Source organism: Flavobacterium suzhouense (assembly GCF_042684765.1).
GTDB classification, from domain to species: domain Bacteria; phylum Bacteroidota; class Bacteroidia; order Flavobacteriales; family Flavobacteriaceae; genus Flavobacterium; species Flavobacterium suzhouense.
Genome location: NZ_JBHUMD010000026.1, coordinates 52,464 through 67,748 on the forward strand (window position 1 = coordinate 52,464; position 15,285 = coordinate 67,748).

Genomic DNA, 15,285 nt, shown 5'->3' on the forward strand with positions numbered 1-15,285 from the left:
CACAAATAAAGTTTCACGCATAAGAAATATAAAAATATGAGAGAATTTTACATAACGCCTTTATCAGTTTTTTGTGCAGCGTGTTGTGTAATCAATTCTGCTATCTTTAGCTGTAGTGACTCATCGTCAGTTAGTTTCTCTATTTTTTGCTGTTGACTGACTTTCGGGTTAATTCCAGTAAGTATTGATAATTCATCCTTGTAAGCCATAAATGGTTCATAAAGTTTATGGAATGCTCTACCAACACCACCTTGAAACATTACCAACGCAGGATTCTTTTCTTCCTGTACTCCATTTTTCAAAATATGTTTTATAGAAATACCAGGATAGGGATCTATGTAATAGATGTTAGTAATACCTAGCTGAAATGCTTTTTTAGAGCAAAGTTCGCATGGGCTCGCAGTTGTGAAAAGATTTCCGCCCTTTAATCCTTGTCCTCCATATTTACTGATCTGTAGCATGGCATTTTCTTCGGCGTGCAGAGAACGAGTATGAACCTGATTTTTTTCACCTTCAAAGGCGTTGTGAAAAGACTTAAAGCAATAAGAACAATTTTTGCCTTCCAAATTTTTCAAATCTACCGCTTCTATGATTTCAGTAAACTTCTGCTTGTAATTTTTGCCGTCCTTATAAAATGCCGATTCATCAATATTTCCCTTTTCGAATTCGCTGAAATGAGAGGGGTTTTTTATGTCTTCAGAAGCCAAGTCTTTCGCATTGCGAAGTCTGCAAGGCATTTGATTCTGAGGGACATCATTCCACCCAATTGCTTTAACAGTAAATACATTATCTGTGACTAGCGCGCCTACCTGTCGGGAGATGCAACCAGAATTAAATTTAGCATTATAGGCTATCTGCATGCATCTTTCAATAGCACTTGGGGTAATAATTCCGGGCTGATGTATAAGAGCTATTAGTTTTACAAGCTGTCTACGCAGATTCAGATTGGCGTAGTTTCTATTTATTTCCTTTTCTGACTCCGTTTTTTCATTGAAACCAGTATATTTATTGGAAAAGAAGATGTGATAATCGCTTTTTTGAATGCAGTTTTCTGTATCTGGTGAAGAGAAGACGCCTTCATTAAATTCGCCACCATCATACTCTGCCTCATCAAGCTTCAGTATTTCTTTAGCATGTTGTTTAATTTGGTCGGCTGTATAGTCACCCTGATATTTATTTTGGACCTGCGTCAATATATATTCAAATCGCTCTTTCTCGTCTTTGTTAGTAGCAACCATATAAAAAGCTGAGAATTTTTCTTTGAAGTACATCAGTTCAAGAGAATTCTTAAGAGCATCGATTACGATCTTAGCGATATTGTCATTGTGGAATCGCCAGTTTTTTATTATTCTATTGATTGTTATAGCAACTGTATAAATATGTTCTAGTGCCATATCGTCCTCTTCCTTGACTGATGGAATACAGACCGTACCGTAATCCCTTAGGTTATTAGAAAAATCGTGGATAAGGCGGGTCCTTTTAGTAATGTCATAACGATTTAATATTTCATAGAACCCATAGGAAAAGTTTTCAAAAAAGCCAAAAAAGAAGGTGTGAAATTCCTTGTCTCCATTACTAATACAATCATTCATATTGTTTAAAGTGAGTGATTTAAAATAATCAAACCATGTGGTTTTCCCAAGCAGATATTCTTCAATCTTATCTACCAGTGAAGTATCTTTAGATTTGTCAAATCGATTTGAAAAGTCCTCTTTCTCTCCATTTTGGCATATAATACTAATAAATGATGAAATACAATCCTTCGGATTATGTGGATTATTTCGAGTAGCTTCAAAGAAAAGATGGAGTAGTAGAGCATCTCTGTAATGTATAATCTTGAATGGAGTCCAGTTTCCAGAATGGGACAGGAATTCAGCGCATATACGGTATTTGATTTCCTCTGCGTCTTCTTTTTTAGCATTAACGAGGTCTATTATTGTATCGGTAAAGTTTTCTTCGGCAAGTTTTTTTGCAATTTCAGAGCATCCCGAACCAACCCGCCCTGTCAATCCTATTACAGTAAAATCCTTACGTAAGGAGTAAAGCTTTTTTAATTTCATATTTACGATATTAGTAACGTAAATATAAAATATATGTTAAACGTATTCTGTTTATATTTTAAATTATTTAATATATAGTACTAAATTTAGAATATTACTAGAGCTACTAGATGTTGGAAAGACAAAAGAGAATCTAGAAAGAGCATACAAGAGATTTGAAAATGTATTTCAGCCAATTAATAATCCTCCTGCGCCAAAAATACCTTCCTGATTTTTAAAAGAATCTGAGATAAAAGGCTCTCCAAGTGTTCCAACTGCACAACTATGTAGATTCATAGCGGTACATACCATTTGAATTCCATTAATTAAGGCACCGGCATCCCTCCACAATAGTGAGTCGGCATCTATATATTTAGCATGTGTCCTGTATTTGTGGGCCACAAACCAAATTATTGTAGCATTATCGGTTTTAACAATATCGTTTATGTGCTCAAGAAACGCGCTACCTTTAATATTATCTAAATTATTTAAAGAATGCTCAAAGGGATTATAATAGTAAAAATCTTTTTCTGACAATACTGGAGAGTTAATTATAAGATCAATGGGGTGCCTAGCGCCTGCAGATGCCGTTCCTCTATGAGTAAGGATATAGCCATTATCCTGTAAAAACGTATTTCTCACCTTGGCTACATACCATAAAATGTCACCGATCTGTTGCAAGGTTATTTTATTGAAGACTCTTGAAGACTTTCTGTTATTTATTACAGTATCAAAGTTTGTATGCAGAGGTTGGATTTCTCTTGAGAGTTTAATAACTTCTTTTATTGAATAGTTGAATGTTGGCACATCGTCTTCTACAGTTTTGATTCTTGGATTATTCATTATTCTGCATATAATTCATTGAGGGTTTGCCCATATTTATTACAACCTCTGCATTTACCACAGGGTTCATTGGAAGTATGGCAGGAATGTGCCCAATGAAGCAGCGACTTTGGAATTCCTGACTTCTGTATTAATTCAACTGTAGACATTTCAATACATGGACTTGAAATCCTTATATTACCTTCTTGATACTCCATTAGCGAATTCATCCGAGCGTAAAATTCAGATGTTCCATCTTTGTGAAAGCCATCAGATTTCACTGATCCGATCATCAGTTCGATTATACCCAAACTAATACCTTTCATACATGCTAATGTTATGAGTAACTGATTACGATAGGGCCACCATTCGGAAGATGGAGATTCTTTTATAGCTTTACTGTTTATTAAATCACCGCTTCCTAAACTGCTGCAGTCTATTTCTATTATATGGTGTTCGATACCTAACTCTTTTGCGATGACGGAACTTGTTCTGATTTCTGTTTCTGCAGCTGCCTGTCCGTAATCAATTGTTATTGCTATTTCTGGTCGTTTCCAATAGGCAAGTGATATGGAATCCATACCGCCTGACAGTAATATACCTTTATTCATTTTTAGCTAATGCCCACAAGCACTTATATATTGCTGTGGTTAGGTCTTTTTCAATTATACAGTTTGTACCTTCCAACATTTTTATACTTTCAGAGCTTTCATTTTCCACATAGCCAATAACAGTGCAATCTTTCGCTATCGCAAAGCCAATTTCAAATAAAGTTCCCGAATCCAATCCATCCAAAATTGCAAACACTAACTTAGATTCGTTTAGTCCTTCTATATCTAGAGGTACTACAGTAGATGCATCACCAAGTCCGACATGGTGCCATGGTGAAAAAACTTTAAGATTCATCGCTTGAAGACATCCAAAAATCTGGTCCACTAGCCAACGTTCTGAAAATGTGAAAAAAGGACCAGCTAAATAAACTTGTCCATTTGGATAGTTACGTATCTTGAATGGCCTGATTTCAGGATTGCTCTCAAATGGTATAAAGTTAAAATTGCGTGTATTACAATAGACGGCGGTATCCCATGAAGCGATTCGTGCTGCTTTAATAGGATCTCCTGAATCTATCCAATAGTGAGCAAAGGATGCCGCGAAGACATCTCCAGAACCTATCGGCCAAACCGAATTCGTTTCGTAAACAGGGATAATCTCTTCTTGCCCGGTATTAGTTTTAACTAAAGCACCTTTTGCGCCCATCTTTATAACTAACACCTCGGCCATTTCATGATTAAAAAAGAAATCTTCAATAGCATTCAGGTCATTTTCTTTTATTCCTACAATTTTTTTTGCTTCCAAAATATTAACCACTACGGCCAAATGCTTCGCGCTTGAACCCGTAGCAGAGAAGGGAAGTGGATTTGAAGGGGACTGGGGATCATAAATAACTTTATTGCCTGATACCTTTGCATTGCCCTCAATCATTCCATAGTATAATATACTATTCCCCTCAGCCTCTATCTGATTTGAATGTGAATTTAAAGTGTCAGGGCGAGGAATTACGACTGGATCTGCCAAGGGATAATCGTACCGGAACTGAATAGTCTTCGGGATAGATGAAACCCTAGTCTTTAAGTTAATTTCGTCAGATACAACGTTCAAAAATTCCATTGTTGACTGATCACCAAAGGTAAAGAATGTTATTTCACGGTTAGGGTTTAAACGTCCCAGAACCCAGCATGCTCTGAGTCCGGAACCAAATTTCATTTCCCACCTGGGTTCGAAGCAGTATTCATCGTAGGTTCCTCCAACTACTATCATCGTCGTGTAATAAATAGTTCACAAAGACCGCCATCTAACGAAGTTATTTTTCCTTTGTACTCGTTGGCATCATTAATGCAACTGATGAACAGTGCGGAGAGATTCCCAGGTAGAAAGATATTGCCGATCAGTTCTCCAGTTACCATAAGTGCCTGCAAGGGACCGGTTACTGAACGTAGATTTACAGTTACAATATCGCCTATAGTTAGTCTTGGTAAAATAGCCGGGTCCGGAGACATAATCATGCCACGTCCGGTCAAATTGACACAGTCTGTAAAGTTTGATGAACCTCCTCCAATTGGAGAGTCATCCGATGAGCTGCTTCCTGACATAGTAAGGTGTTTAGTTGGAGTGCTTTAACGCATTGAGTGCTAATTTATTATTTTTTTTCATAAATTCCCAAATAATTGCGTCCATTATTGCAGAAGATACATCAAGAGCGTTACAAAAATCCAAGTATTTTTGTTCAAGAGTTAAGTAGTGTTTATCCAGATTATCAATGGTGTCGTCATAAAAGCCTGCTAGAACCCCTGCTCGTAATATATGAATATCCAAGATGGCTACATTATCGCTATTGAGACAGTTTCGTGTTATCCATGATGCAGTTTTCAAACCTATTCCATCAACTGTCAATAACCATTTTCTAAACTGTATATCATCTTCTACTGGTATTAGATCAAGATCATTTCTATTTAGTAATTGATGCAGATATCGTGCTTTTTGATTGTAAAATCGATATCTTACTTTACGTCCGTCAGCAAAAGTAAAAGGATCATACAGCGCTTGGTAAATCTCTTCGAAAGATATTTTGGGCTTTATAAGATTATTTTGTTTTAAACGATGAAAGGCTGCTAGTCCCAATTCAGATGGCATTCCGAAACCACCGAGAAGACACACAACGATTTCTTCGAGGATTGTAGTTCCTAACTTATAAATTTTATTTGTGACATCAGATTGCTTATGGGAAATATATTGCATTTTCCAAAAGGCCGGTGTATACAACTGGCTGCAATCTCCCCATTTCAGTCCAGGCAAAAGTTCGTCATTTTCATTAGGGAGTTGTGCTGCATGATGACATAATTCTTGCCAGGCATGTTCATTATTGTATAGTAGTGTTTTCATTTTGATGTTTTAACTGTTCATTTAACTTATAAAGGAAGTTGTAGATCCATCCCGGAGCCAGTTTTAGATCTGATTTTAGCGATTGCTGATTTACTTTTTTTAAATGTGTCTTAATTCGTGCAATGACGGTATCATTAAGTCCCTCTTGCCCAATTTCTTCAAGTGCCTGTATAATTAAACCGCTTAACTCTGTTGAGAGTGCCAGTTTTTTGGGTGTGGTCGCTTTAAACATTAATCTTTTGCCTCCTATAGTTATATTGCGAGGTTCACCATTAGTTATATAGACCAAATCAGTTGGAGCCGTTGAAACTAATCCAAGCTTATAAAGTACAGCTAAACCCGATGGCTTTATTGTAATCCGTTCTTTTTTGGCAATAGCTATGGCTACGGATTCCAACGTGGGAAAATCATTGTCTAGTTTAGAAGGTTTATAATAGATTCCGTGTGCTATTCTTTCGATTTTCCCTCGTTCTCTATGTCTGCAAAGACTCATTTTGATAGCATCATCTGAACCAAATCCACGGAAATCATTTGGGAAAAATATACTTCCGGAAAGGCGGTTACTAATTTTTTTCGCGATTAAATTATGAGTCGATTTCATGTTACAAATATACTGAAAAAGGTAACAAAAAATAAATAAAATAATAAAGTAAATTGTCTTCAAGTTACTGATAATAATAATTTTAATAAATTGGTATTGATAATTTTTTAAAAATGAGTGAAAGGAAAAATTTCTTGAAATACGTTTAGTATTTTATAATAATAACTCGCTGCAGCATATAAAATGTTTTACTTATGGGATATTTCAATGTAAAGGCCATTTTACGGACCGATAAAAAGAGGAAGGACAACAAGTGTCCGGTGTATTTACGAGTGACGATCGCAGGAAGATGCATTAAGATTCCGGTAGGTCTGTATGGATTTACTGAAGAATGGCAAATTGTTCCCGGTTGCTTTTCTGAGGCCGGCTCGAGTATACGTAATACCATAATAAAAAATAAAATTACCGCTATTGAAAAGTTTTTGTGGCAGCAGGTGGCGTCTGATAATGAACTTTCAACAGATCTGGTACGGTTTCATTTTGGAAAATCTAAAACAGCAGATTTTTATACATTACTTGATGAGTGTTATAAGGTACAATTCAGGATACTTGCTCAAAGCACCAGAAAACACTATCTTTTAGTGCGACGAAGATTATGTGAATTTCAACAGCAAATAGGCCTTCATAAGGTTGACCAGAATTTCTTATTGCGTTTTGAGGTTTTCTTACGCGCCAAAGGCATAGGGGACGGGGGTATCTATACCCACCATAAGGTTCTCAAAGTTGTGATCAATTATGGATTGAAAAGAAAGATCATCAGGGATAATCCTTATTTGTATTTCAAGGTAAAACGTGAATCTCCGCATCATATCCCACTGTCAGAAAAAGAAATAAGGGCTATACAAGAACTTCACATATCTTCAATTTCTGACAGTATGGATAATGGACTGGAACTAACACGGGACCTGTTTCTTTTTGGGTGCTATACCGCTTTACGGTTTAGTGATATAATGCGGCTTAGTAGAGAACATCTGCATGAGCGGTGTCTCTTTATACGGCAGTCGAAGACAGGCTCAGTGGTGCAGATACCTTTGCTGGAGCGGTCCGCCAGTATTGTCAATAAATACATTTCCGAGGATCGAGATGTTATTTTTCCCACGATAAGCAATCAAGCGGCCAATAGATGTCTGAAGCGGATCGCAACAATGTGCGGTATCACTGCTAATTTACATTTTCACCTGTCGCGACATTCATTTGGAAGCTTAATGGCGGGTACTGGGATGACTCCATTTTCATTGAGTAAGTTGATGGGGCATGGCAGTATAAAAACGACGATGCTGTATGTAAACGATACTTTAGAAAATGTTCGGGCACAAATGGGACAATCAGCTATCTTCAAATGATTCTGCAGTAGCTACGGTGGTCTATGTATCTCAATTACTATAAATAATATTTGTGGTTTTAAATGATACTGTATTGAAGAAGGGGAGAATCTCACAGACGCGAAAGCGTATCTACTGTAAGTTATTAATAATTAAGTTGATAACTTGTGCTTTGAGATTCATTTGTTGTCGGTTCGATCCTTATTTTTGTAATCCATAGGTGATTCTATTGTTGGAATGTACGTATAGTTTAACAAGATTCCGATTATGTTAGCAGGTAATTTTTCAGTCAGTTTTTTTCTTAAAACGCCCCGAAAATATCAGGCTGAACGATATATTTACTTAAGAATAATAGTGGATGGCAAACCGGCAGAAATTTCCATATCCCGCAAATGTCCGGTAAGCCGGTGGAATCAAAATCGTCAGCGAATGAGCGGGGATGATGAGACGGCACAAACACTGAATCACTTTTTGGAACTGATAGTAAACAGGGTCCACCAGTTTAGAAATGAGCTGTTTTTTAAAAAGCAGGCGATAACGAGCAAGAAACTTATTGATCATGTTACCGGAAGGGATAATTCTTCAGTAAAGGTTGTCCAGGAATTTCAGAAGCATAACGAGGAAATGCTGGCTTTGGTCAAAAGAGGGGAATATGCTTTTGGAACATACGAACGTTTTGAGATTTCAAAAAAGCACTTACAGGAATTTCTCCGTTACCGATACCAGATTGATGAAATTGATTTTCGGGATATAACTTTAGAATTCATCAAGAATTACGAATTTTACCTTAAGACGGTAAAAAATATCAGCAATAACACTGCTTTAAAATACATCACAAATTTCAAAAAGGTCGTTCTGATCGGTATTGATCTGGAAATAATTACGCACAACCCCTTCAAGCGATTTAAGACAAAAAAGATCAGGTTATTTAAAAAGCCGTTGAGTAGGGAGGAGCTCCATAAAATAGAACATCATAACTTTGATTTGCCACGCCTGTCTCTGGTTAGGGACATTTTTGTCTTTCAGTGCTATACGGGGCTTTCCTATGCAGATACTTTTAATTTAAAATGGTCCAATGTCAGTATCGGAATCGATGGCACGTTATGGCTGATTTCAGAAAGGCAGAAGACGGGTAGGCCAATACATATTCCGTTGTTACCCAAAGCGCACGAAATTATCGAGCGCTACCGGAATCACCCGATGTGCCATAAAAAAGGTTCTTTATTGCCTATTTCTTCCAACCAGAAGATGAATGCTTATCTCAAAGAGATTGCAGATATTTGTGGGATTAATTGTGCGCTTACTACCCACAAAGCCCGACGAACTTTTGCAAGTACGGTTACATTAGCCAATGATGTGCCTATCCATATAGTAAAGGAGATGTTAGGACACCATTCCATTCAGCAAACCGAGGAATATGCAGTCACAGAGCAGCAGGCGGTAGGACGCGAAATGCAGCGTCTGCGACAACGACTCGCTGCGCCTGTCATGGATGAAAATGCGGTTAAGCTGGCAAAGCTTGAAGCAGAGCTTATGGAACTCAGGCAACAAATGGCTTACGGTGCAAAACCCTGATGTGTGTAGCAGTTTTGATCGCTTGTATCCTGTTACAATTAGTGGCGTAACAACCTTTCAAAATAGTGCCTGGTCTCAGGATCCACACTATAGATGTAGCACCCTTTCATTCCCCTTGTCATCAGTGTCCGATACGTATTTTTGATAATACTTGCCGTAAGGGCAGCAGCCTTTTCACTATCTTCTTTCATTAATTTTTTAAATCCCCTTACGGTTTTGTCATCACTGGCCCGCATAGCGGCATTGGTAATAATCTTTCCATTGCGGACCAGCAAGTCCTTGCCCAGGATAACACCCACATAATCGAGTTCTAATCCCTGACAGGTATGAATACAGCCAATTTCATGTACCGACTCGGGCTGGATGATCCAGGTCATACCATCAGTGGCGAGATTCCATTTCATTCCAAACCCGAAATCTTCGAATTCAATATCCAAGGCGTTGGGATCTTTTTTGCTTTTCCAGGGCCAACAATATCCCGCTACCAGTCGTGCCTTATTACTGATTTTATTTTTTTCAAAGATAGCAGTACGCAATTCTTCAGGGTCATCAAACACTTTAAATTCATACTCGCTTTTATCCAGGGTAGTGTTCGCGGTTTCCCTTATCTGAAGTATATGGTCAAGCCATGCCAGATAGCCGTCTGAGCCGTTACAGCGGAATTGACTATTCAGTTCCAGCCTGGTTACCGCTCCATTATAATATGATGCCCATTTTTGGATCTCATCAATCTCACCAATGTCCTGCAGGGCTACCTTCTGATTCTCATCAATAAAGAATATACTGAATTTCGAGGAATGGATAATCTCCTTAATCTGGTTTTCCCCCAGGTTGGCAAACATACCCGATTTCGCGTTGAGGCGGTGTGCTTCATCCACAATCAGGGCATCAAAGATATTTTCCGCCGTTGAGGTAAAGGATCCGGAACCACTAAAGAAATTAGAAATCTCACTTTTTTTAAAAGCTCCTTTCAGCTTGGCCTCATAGACAATACGGGGTGCCGAGTTCTTGCTTACATATTGCGACAGCAGTCCCAGTTTGGTCAGGCTTACCAGAAGATTGATGGCTACCACGGATTTGCCGGTCCCGGGACCGCCTTCAACGATAAGTACGTGTTTCTTATTTTCACTTGAACGCTGCGCCAGCTGCTTCGCCGTTTCAAAGACAACTTTCTGATCATCAATCATGATGAATTCGTCATTGCCTTTCAGCATAGAGGAGAGGCTGTCTGCCAGGCTTTTGGAGGGACGGATACGTCCTCCGTCAATCTGGAGCATTACTTTTTTCCTGTCACCAAAGCGGATAAAGGACTTTATAAACGACCGTAGCTTTAGCGCATCCGGTTTTAAAAAAAGAGGTGCTTTTGCAATATAATCGCTGTAAAACGGATTGTCGATGACATTATCCGGCGTATAATTATGCAGGTAGGCACATGGCTTGAGCTGTATGTTTTCGGTATAGACCGCTTCGTTAAATCCTTCCAGAAGTGCAGCATAGGACCATGCCTGATAGGAAGGATGACTTACCTCCCTGTTATTTTTTCCCAAAAAGGTACTCACGATACCGTCTTTCGCGGAGATGGAAGCTTCCGACCATTGCTTAAGCTCGACTAAGATGGCATAACTTTCATTTTGATCACCCTCTCCGGTGATAATAAAATCGATTCTTTTAGAGGTTTGGGGTATCTGGTATTCAATTACAATCCCTGCATCATCGGGAATGTCAGCATGATTCAGCACGCGATCCATGTACTGCAGGGAGTTTTTCCATGCATTCATTTCGCTTTTGGTGGTGGTGTAACCGATATTGCTTTTAAAAAAATCATTAATGATACCATCGATATTGTTAGTCAGTACATCCTCAATAAATGATGCTTTGCTATTTTGATATATGATCATAGCTCATCATACTTTTTAGCGGTTCCCTTAGCTTTAGCCACGGGATATTTCTGATCATTTTTAGCAATTTTGTCCATTATAATATCTTTGATATTCAGGTCGTATTTTTCAGCCAAAAGAAACGCGAAGGAGAGTATATCGGCTAATTCATCCTTTACCTTATCAATATTGGCGTCTTCCGCTTTTTTCCACAGGAAAAGTTCCAGTAATTCAGCCGCTTCAATGGAGATGGCTAGGGAAAGGTCTTTCGGATTATGGAATTGTGCCCAATCTCGTTCATCACGAAAATCAGTGAGGGCTTTTATTATTTGGTTGATGTCATTCATAATTGGCCTGGTTTAATTCAACGGGTCTACGGGAAGACCTGAAACACAGTAAATATACTACATATGTTTTTTATTGATAGTAGATCTTTATTAGAAATGGTTTGTTTTATAGCTCCGATGATTGGTTTTGAAGCTATTAGGAAAGGTAGAGGTTTTTTAATCTGCTATACTTTCGTGTGTTAAATTACGGGTTGTTTTTAGATTAATGATTCGTTTGTTGGTTACGGCGGTAAAGATCAATTGTTAATTTTTGTATTATTGTAAGTAGGACAGATAAAGGTTCTATTGAACAATAAAATGTAAAAACGAAATCATTTTTACATAAGGTAAGAGTGATTTCTTAAGGCAGTAGTTATGGCAGTACGAGCGGAAGAACAAAACGAATACGCGAAGGATGTTGAGGGTACCATACGTTATATCCTCGAGGTAGAAAGGGGAAAAAAAGGCTATTGGTGTCTGGGCTGTGGAGAAGAAATGCAGGCTGTTCACCGTACAATAGAAGGATACAGGCCTTATTTCCGTCACGATGCCTCTGACGTATCCAAGGTACGCAAGTGTACCTACAGCAGCGAGCAGGCACGTCGTTTTCTGGTTATGGATATACTGGCGCGTACTAAAAGAATTAAAGTACCGAAGGTCTATAAATATGCTCCGGATGGCGATTCAAAAGTACTTCTGATGGAGTCCAGGTTTATAGAGGCCGCTTCAGTTCGCGGTAACCTTATTTTCTACGAAGACAACGAAGGATCCCTGTGCTGGGGCAGGGAGGTTCCTGATGGATGCATCGAACTATACCGTCCTGAAATCACCTTCTTTGATGTTCATCAAAAACCACTGGTTCTGATCGCTATTACCGAAAAAAAACTGAAACTGACAGAGGAGACAAAAGTAAAAGTGAGAAGTATGGGGATTGATATAGTGGTATTGAAACCGCCCAAAGACACCCCGGAGCATATAGCACAGAGTTTAGAGAGTACAACCAACACTAAATGGATTTTTAATCATGTCGAACATAACACCCCCTACTTTCAACTTTCCCGAGGAGATCGGGAAGGAATATCAGCAACTGATGCAGAGCAGATCGGCCTTTTCCCAGAATCTTTCGCGTGCCGACAGAGCCAAATTAGCAATCTTATACGAAAGATTGAAAAGTGTTTGGGAACTGAACATTACAACAAAACTGAGAGAGACCTTAGAGCGGAGTTATCAGGAGTTGAATCAGCTGCAGGAGCAAGTAGGACAGAATTGGACTATCTACGAAAGTACCATCGAGAACGAGTTGAAGCGCGATATAGCGGAGAAATTGACGAAGTTAGAAAGGGCGAAAGCGAATTCCAGTTCAGCCTTGGCGCAACGCAAGAAGAAGTTAGAAATACAGAACGAGAACTGGAGGAACGATATCTTAGCCAGAGAGATGCACTTGTCAGCCGAGGAAGAGAGGTTGAACAGCTTATCAGCGCTTTCGACGACATTGAGAGATCTTCAGCAGCAATTGCAGCAGAACAAAGCAGTGTTGAAGACGAAATTAGGAGACTTGACGCAAGAATCCTCGAGTTATCACGAAATAGAGAAGCAGCTCCAAGCCGATTTGAACTCCTTAAAGAGCAGGAACAATCAAGTTTTGAAAGAGAAACAGAACGTCTACGATCAGCGTTGGAGGGAATCCCAGGAAGACTTGAACAAGAGCGGGCAAAACTATCAGCAACTTTTGAGGACAGCAGAGAAAGAGCAATTGAAACAATTACGAACAGAGATAGCACTGGAGATTCCGAACTTGCGCAGGGACTTAAAAGACTTATGGATTGCAGGGGAACTCTCCTTAATTGGGACGATGTACAAAAGCCTTATGACCGAATCAGAAAAGCTTATGACAGCTTTAGAGACCAATCTTACAAAGAATGGAATTAACGTGCAGGACTATTTAGATAAAATGGATAGGAATATCACCTTACAGTAAATGCTGAAAGCGTGCCGACCTACCGTTACGATTCGCTTCTATTTCACGACTGGTTTAGGCTTTACAATTTTTGGTCCATAATATCATCCGGGCTGTTGGTCAGGGGGTCCAACCAGTCGGCCTTTTTCGCTGCCCACGTAACCCATGCCTCAAGCGCTTTGTCAGATTTCTTTTCCGCAATTGCCTTGGCGCGGGCAGCTGTAATATACTCCCTTAGGGCGTTAGCTTCCTGATGTTTTTTGGAATCCTCAAGCAGGGTTTTAAAAGATAGGATTTCTTGCTGCTGCCGGGCAAGCATTTTTTCGTGCTGTTCTTTTTCCTTAGCGCGTTCCAGCTCTTTAAGCCGACTTTGCTCACGCCAGTCAGCCCATTCACCGGCATGGGCCTCCATCCAGTCTACTATTTTCTCAAGCATGCCTTCCAACTTGATCTTGCCGTCGCGCCACTCCTTATGAATCGAATATTTTCCGGTCATCATTACAAACTGGCCGGTGTACTCTAACTCGAAGGTAGGGTAGGCGTCTGGTTTTGGAATCCTTTTAGCGGCTTCCCTTAGATCAAGTTCAATATCAACATCGTATAGTACTGCATACGGCCTGTGGTATTTAAATTCGATGCGATGGCCTCGTTTTTCAAGAAGTTTCACAAAAGTGTCCATCAAAAGCAGCGCCCTTTTAACATGAGGTGGCTCCACCCGTATCGATAGGTGAGGGATATTTCGATCCCTGTTGTATCCTTTTGCTTTGCTATCTTCCCAACACCTTTTGGTTTCAAGGATCATTGGATGCGGGTTTTTCAGCTTTTCAGGATAACGGAATCCTTCATTATCTGTTTTTTTAGAGGTGATCAGCTGACTACCGACCTTGTTACTGCTTCGTTTTTCTTTCTCGCTTCTCAGATACAGTTCAATACTGCTCCCCGATTTGTTTGAGGTAGGCAGGGCTTTACGGATTACCGGTTTGTTATTGGCTTTTTTCATCCAGTAACCGATTCCCGGTCGGGGAATGTCAAATTTTTTACAAAGCTCGATGAATTTGTGTTGGGTAATATCATATTTCTTCAACAAATGGCTCGTGGGCGTTGTCCACACCATTTCGTAGAATTCATCTCGGGTCAAAGATACTTTCTCCATAAAATCAATTTTTTTTCTGAACACCAGATCCAATCCTTGAAACAAAGAATCTGTTGTAAGCCTGTCACAATGAAACAAGTTGTATAAATGTAAAAAGAATTGAAATACTTTGTTATACATTCGAGCACCCTTGCAAATAGCCTCTTTTTTGCAATTTTCGGAACGATTTTTACAATACGTTCTTTCATTAGCTTGCTACCTTTACCAAAAGGAGTGATGAAAAAATATGAATTTACAGCAGAGGGTATAAAAAGCTTACAGGCAGGTATCCATAAACTGGACGCAAAATCATTGCATAAAGAATCCAAACGGGTAGCTGATGATTTTCTGTCCTGGCTAACGCTGCGGGTTGAACTTTCCGTGTATCAGCTCGAGTTTTTTCGCCAACTGGATCCTTTACTCCGTACGATCATAGGATATCATATCGCTGGGGCTATTGCCGTCAGGCAGTACTTTACATTTACAGGTATGGAACATCTTATGGCGGATCATCTACAAACTCTTACTGTATCTGCAACGAGTCAAATTATTTGTGACGGAGTGGAAGGGGGGCTTAGTGCTGAAGGTACCTTGGTGATCCGTTTTAGCAATTGACAGCTTTTTTGGTTTGTGATTTATAACAAGGATGTTACATGCCTCATTTGGAGGATATTGAATGCCTCGACGGAGTTGT

At 39.3% G+C, this 15,285-nt stretch carries 14 protein-coding genes; 4 read left to right on the forward strand and 10 right to left on the reverse strand.

The window, feature by feature from the left end:
• Positions 1-47: 47 nt before the first annotated feature.
• The 7 genes from ACFSR3_RS11065 to ACFSR3_RS11095 form a co-directional block, all read right to left on the reverse strand.
• Positions 48-2,060, reverse strand: a complete 2,013-nt coding sequence (locus ACFSR3_RS11065; protein ID WP_379821024.1) for a hypothetical protein — start codon at positions 2,058-2,060, stop codon at positions 48-50.
• A gap of 168 nt (positions 2,061-2,228) precedes the next feature.
• Positions 2,229-2,882 (reverse strand): hypothetical protein, encoded by a 654-nt coding sequence (locus ACFSR3_RS11070; RefSeq protein ID WP_379821025.1) that lies wholly within the window; start codon positions 2,880-2,882, stop codon positions 2,229-2,231.
• Entirely contained in the window at positions 2,882-3,472 is a 591-nt protein-coding gene (locus ACFSR3_RS11075; protein ID WP_379821026.1) for a 7-cyano-7-deazaguanine synthase, read from the reverse strand. Before ACFSR3_RS11075 ends, ACFSR3_RS11070 begins: the two co-directional genes overlap by 1 nt.
• Positions 3,465-4,625, reverse strand: coding sequence for a PfkB family carbohydrate kinase (locus tag ACFSR3_RS11080; protein ID WP_379821027.1), 1,161 nt, complete (start codon positions 4,623-4,625; stop codon positions 3,465-3,467). Before ACFSR3_RS11080 ends, ACFSR3_RS11075 begins: the two co-directional genes overlap by 8 nt.
• A gap of 50 nt (positions 4,626-4,675) precedes the next feature.
• A complete protein-coding gene (locus tag ACFSR3_RS11085) occupies positions 4,676-4,924 on the reverse strand; it encodes a hypothetical protein (protein WP_379821028.1) in 249 nt (82 codons plus the stop codon).
• A gap of 97 nt (positions 4,925-5,021) precedes the next feature.
• Positions 5,022-5,801: an 8-oxoguanine DNA glycosylase gene (locus ACFSR3_RS11090; RefSeq protein ID WP_379821029.1), complete on the reverse strand. Its 780-nt coding sequence runs from the start codon at positions 5,799-5,801 to the stop codon at positions 5,022-5,024.
• Positions 5,779-6,402, reverse strand: a complete 624-nt coding sequence (locus ACFSR3_RS11095) for a DUF6088 family protein (protein WP_379821030.1) — start codon at positions 6,400-6,402, stop codon at positions 5,779-5,781. The genes ACFSR3_RS11090 and ACFSR3_RS11095 overlap by 23 nt, the downstream gene beginning before the upstream one ends.
• Before the next feature lie 194 nt (positions 6,403-6,596).
• Between ACFSR3_RS11095 and ACFSR3_RS11100 the strand changes: the two genes are divergently transcribed.
• Together ACFSR3_RS11100 and ACFSR3_RS11105 are read left to right on the forward strand one after the other, a co-directional pair.
• The gene (locus ACFSR3_RS11100; RefSeq protein ID WP_379821031.1) at positions 6,597-7,745 is read left to right on the forward strand and encodes a tyrosine-type recombinase/integrase; all 1,149 of its coding nucleotides are present in this window, start codon (positions 6,597-6,599) and stop codon (positions 7,743-7,745) included.
• A 246-nt stretch (positions 7,746-7,991) separates the two neighbouring features.
• On the forward strand, positions 7,992-9,299 hold the full coding sequence (locus ACFSR3_RS11105) for a site-specific integrase (RefSeq protein WP_379821032.1): 1,308 nt from the start codon (positions 7,992-7,994) through the stop codon (positions 9,297-9,299).
• 38 nt (positions 9,300-9,337) lie between these two features.
• Here ACFSR3_RS11105 and ACFSR3_RS11110 read toward each other — a convergent pair whose 3' ends face one another.
• Together ACFSR3_RS11110 and ACFSR3_RS11115 are read right to left on the reverse strand one after the other, a co-directional pair.
• Positions 9,338-11,197: a DNA/RNA helicase domain-containing protein gene (locus ACFSR3_RS11110; RefSeq protein ID WP_379821033.1), complete on the reverse strand. Its 1,860-nt coding sequence runs from the start codon at positions 11,195-11,197 to the stop codon at positions 9,338-9,340.
• Complete coding sequence (locus ACFSR3_RS11115) at positions 11,194-11,523, reverse strand: nucleotide pyrophosphohydrolase (protein WP_379821035.1); 330 nt, start codon at positions 11,521-11,523, stop codon at positions 11,194-11,196. Before ACFSR3_RS11115 ends, ACFSR3_RS11110 begins: the two co-directional genes overlap by 4 nt.
• A gap of 354 nt (positions 11,524-11,877) precedes the next feature.
• Here ACFSR3_RS11115 and ACFSR3_RS11120 point away from each other — a divergent pair, with 354 nt between their 5' ends.
• On the forward strand, positions 11,878-13,431 hold the full coding sequence (locus ACFSR3_RS11120) for a hypothetical protein (protein WP_379821036.1): 1,554 nt from the start codon (positions 11,878-11,880) through the stop codon (positions 13,429-13,431).
• Positions 13,432-13,541: 110 nt separating this feature from the next.
• Here the strand turns inward: ACFSR3_RS11120 and ACFSR3_RS11125 are convergent, their stop codons facing one another.
• On the reverse strand, positions 13,542-14,612 hold the full coding sequence (locus ACFSR3_RS11125; protein ID WP_379821037.1) for a hypothetical protein: 1,071 nt from the start codon (positions 14,610-14,612) through the stop codon (positions 13,542-13,544).
• Positions 14,613-14,828: 216 nt separating this feature from the next.
• Here ACFSR3_RS11125 and ACFSR3_RS11130 point away from each other — a divergent pair, with 216 nt between their 5' ends.
• Entirely contained in the window at positions 14,829-15,206 is a 378-nt protein-coding gene (locus tag ACFSR3_RS11130; RefSeq protein WP_379821038.1) for a hypothetical protein, read from the forward strand.
• Positions 15,207-15,285: the final 79 nt, after the last annotated feature.

Coding starts and splice junctions, on each gene's coding strand:
- ACFSR3_RS11070 (WP_379821025.1), bottom strand. CDS start 2,882: ATGAATAATCCAAGAATCAAAACTGTAGAAGACGATGTGCCAACATTC.
- ACFSR3_RS11105 (WP_379821032.1), top strand. CDS start 7,992: ATGTTAGCAGGTAATTTTTCAGTCAGTTTTTTTCTTAAAACGCCCCGA.
- ACFSR3_RS11125 (WP_379821037.1), bottom strand. CDS start 14,612: ATGGAGAAAGTATCTTTGACCCGAGATGAATTCTACGAAATGGTGTGG.
- ACFSR3_RS11120 (WP_379821036.1), top strand. CDS start 11,878: ATGGCAGTACGAGCGGAAGAACAAAACGAATACGCGAAGGATGTTGAG.
- ACFSR3_RS11080 (WP_379821027.1), bottom strand. CDS start 4,625: ATGAAATTTGGTTCCGGACTCAGAGCATGCTGGGTTCTGGGACGTTTA.
- ACFSR3_RS11095 (WP_379821030.1), bottom strand. CDS start 6,402: ATGAAATCGACTCATAATTTAATCGCGAAAAAAATTAGTAACCGCCTT.
- ACFSR3_RS11085 (WP_379821028.1), bottom strand. CDS start 4,924: ATGATTATGTCTCCGGACCCGGCTATTTTACCAAGACTAACTATAGGC.
- ACFSR3_RS11110 (WP_379821033.1), bottom strand. CDS start 11,197: ATGATCATATATCAAAATAGCAAAGCATCATTTATTGAGGATGTACTG.
- ACFSR3_RS11130 (WP_379821038.1), top strand. CDS start 14,829: ATGAAAAAATATGAATTTACAGCAGAGGGTATAAAAAGCTTACAGGCA.
- ACFSR3_RS11100 (WP_379821031.1), top strand. CDS start 6,597: ATGGGATATTTCAATGTAAAGGCCATTTTACGGACCGATAAAAAGAGG.
- ACFSR3_RS11065 (WP_379821024.1), bottom strand. CDS start 2,060: ATGAAATTAAAAAAGCTTTACTCCTTACGTAAGGATTTTACTGTAATA.
- ACFSR3_RS11075 (WP_379821026.1), bottom strand. CDS start 3,472: ATGAATAAAGGTATATTACTGTCAGGCGGTATGGATTCCATATCACTT.
- ACFSR3_RS11115 (WP_379821035.1), bottom strand. CDS start 11,523: ATGAATGACATCAACCAAATAATAAAAGCCCTCACTGATTTTCGTGAT.
- ACFSR3_RS11090 (WP_379821029.1), bottom strand. CDS start 5,801: ATGAAAACACTACTATACAATAATGAACATGCCTGGCAAGAATTATGT.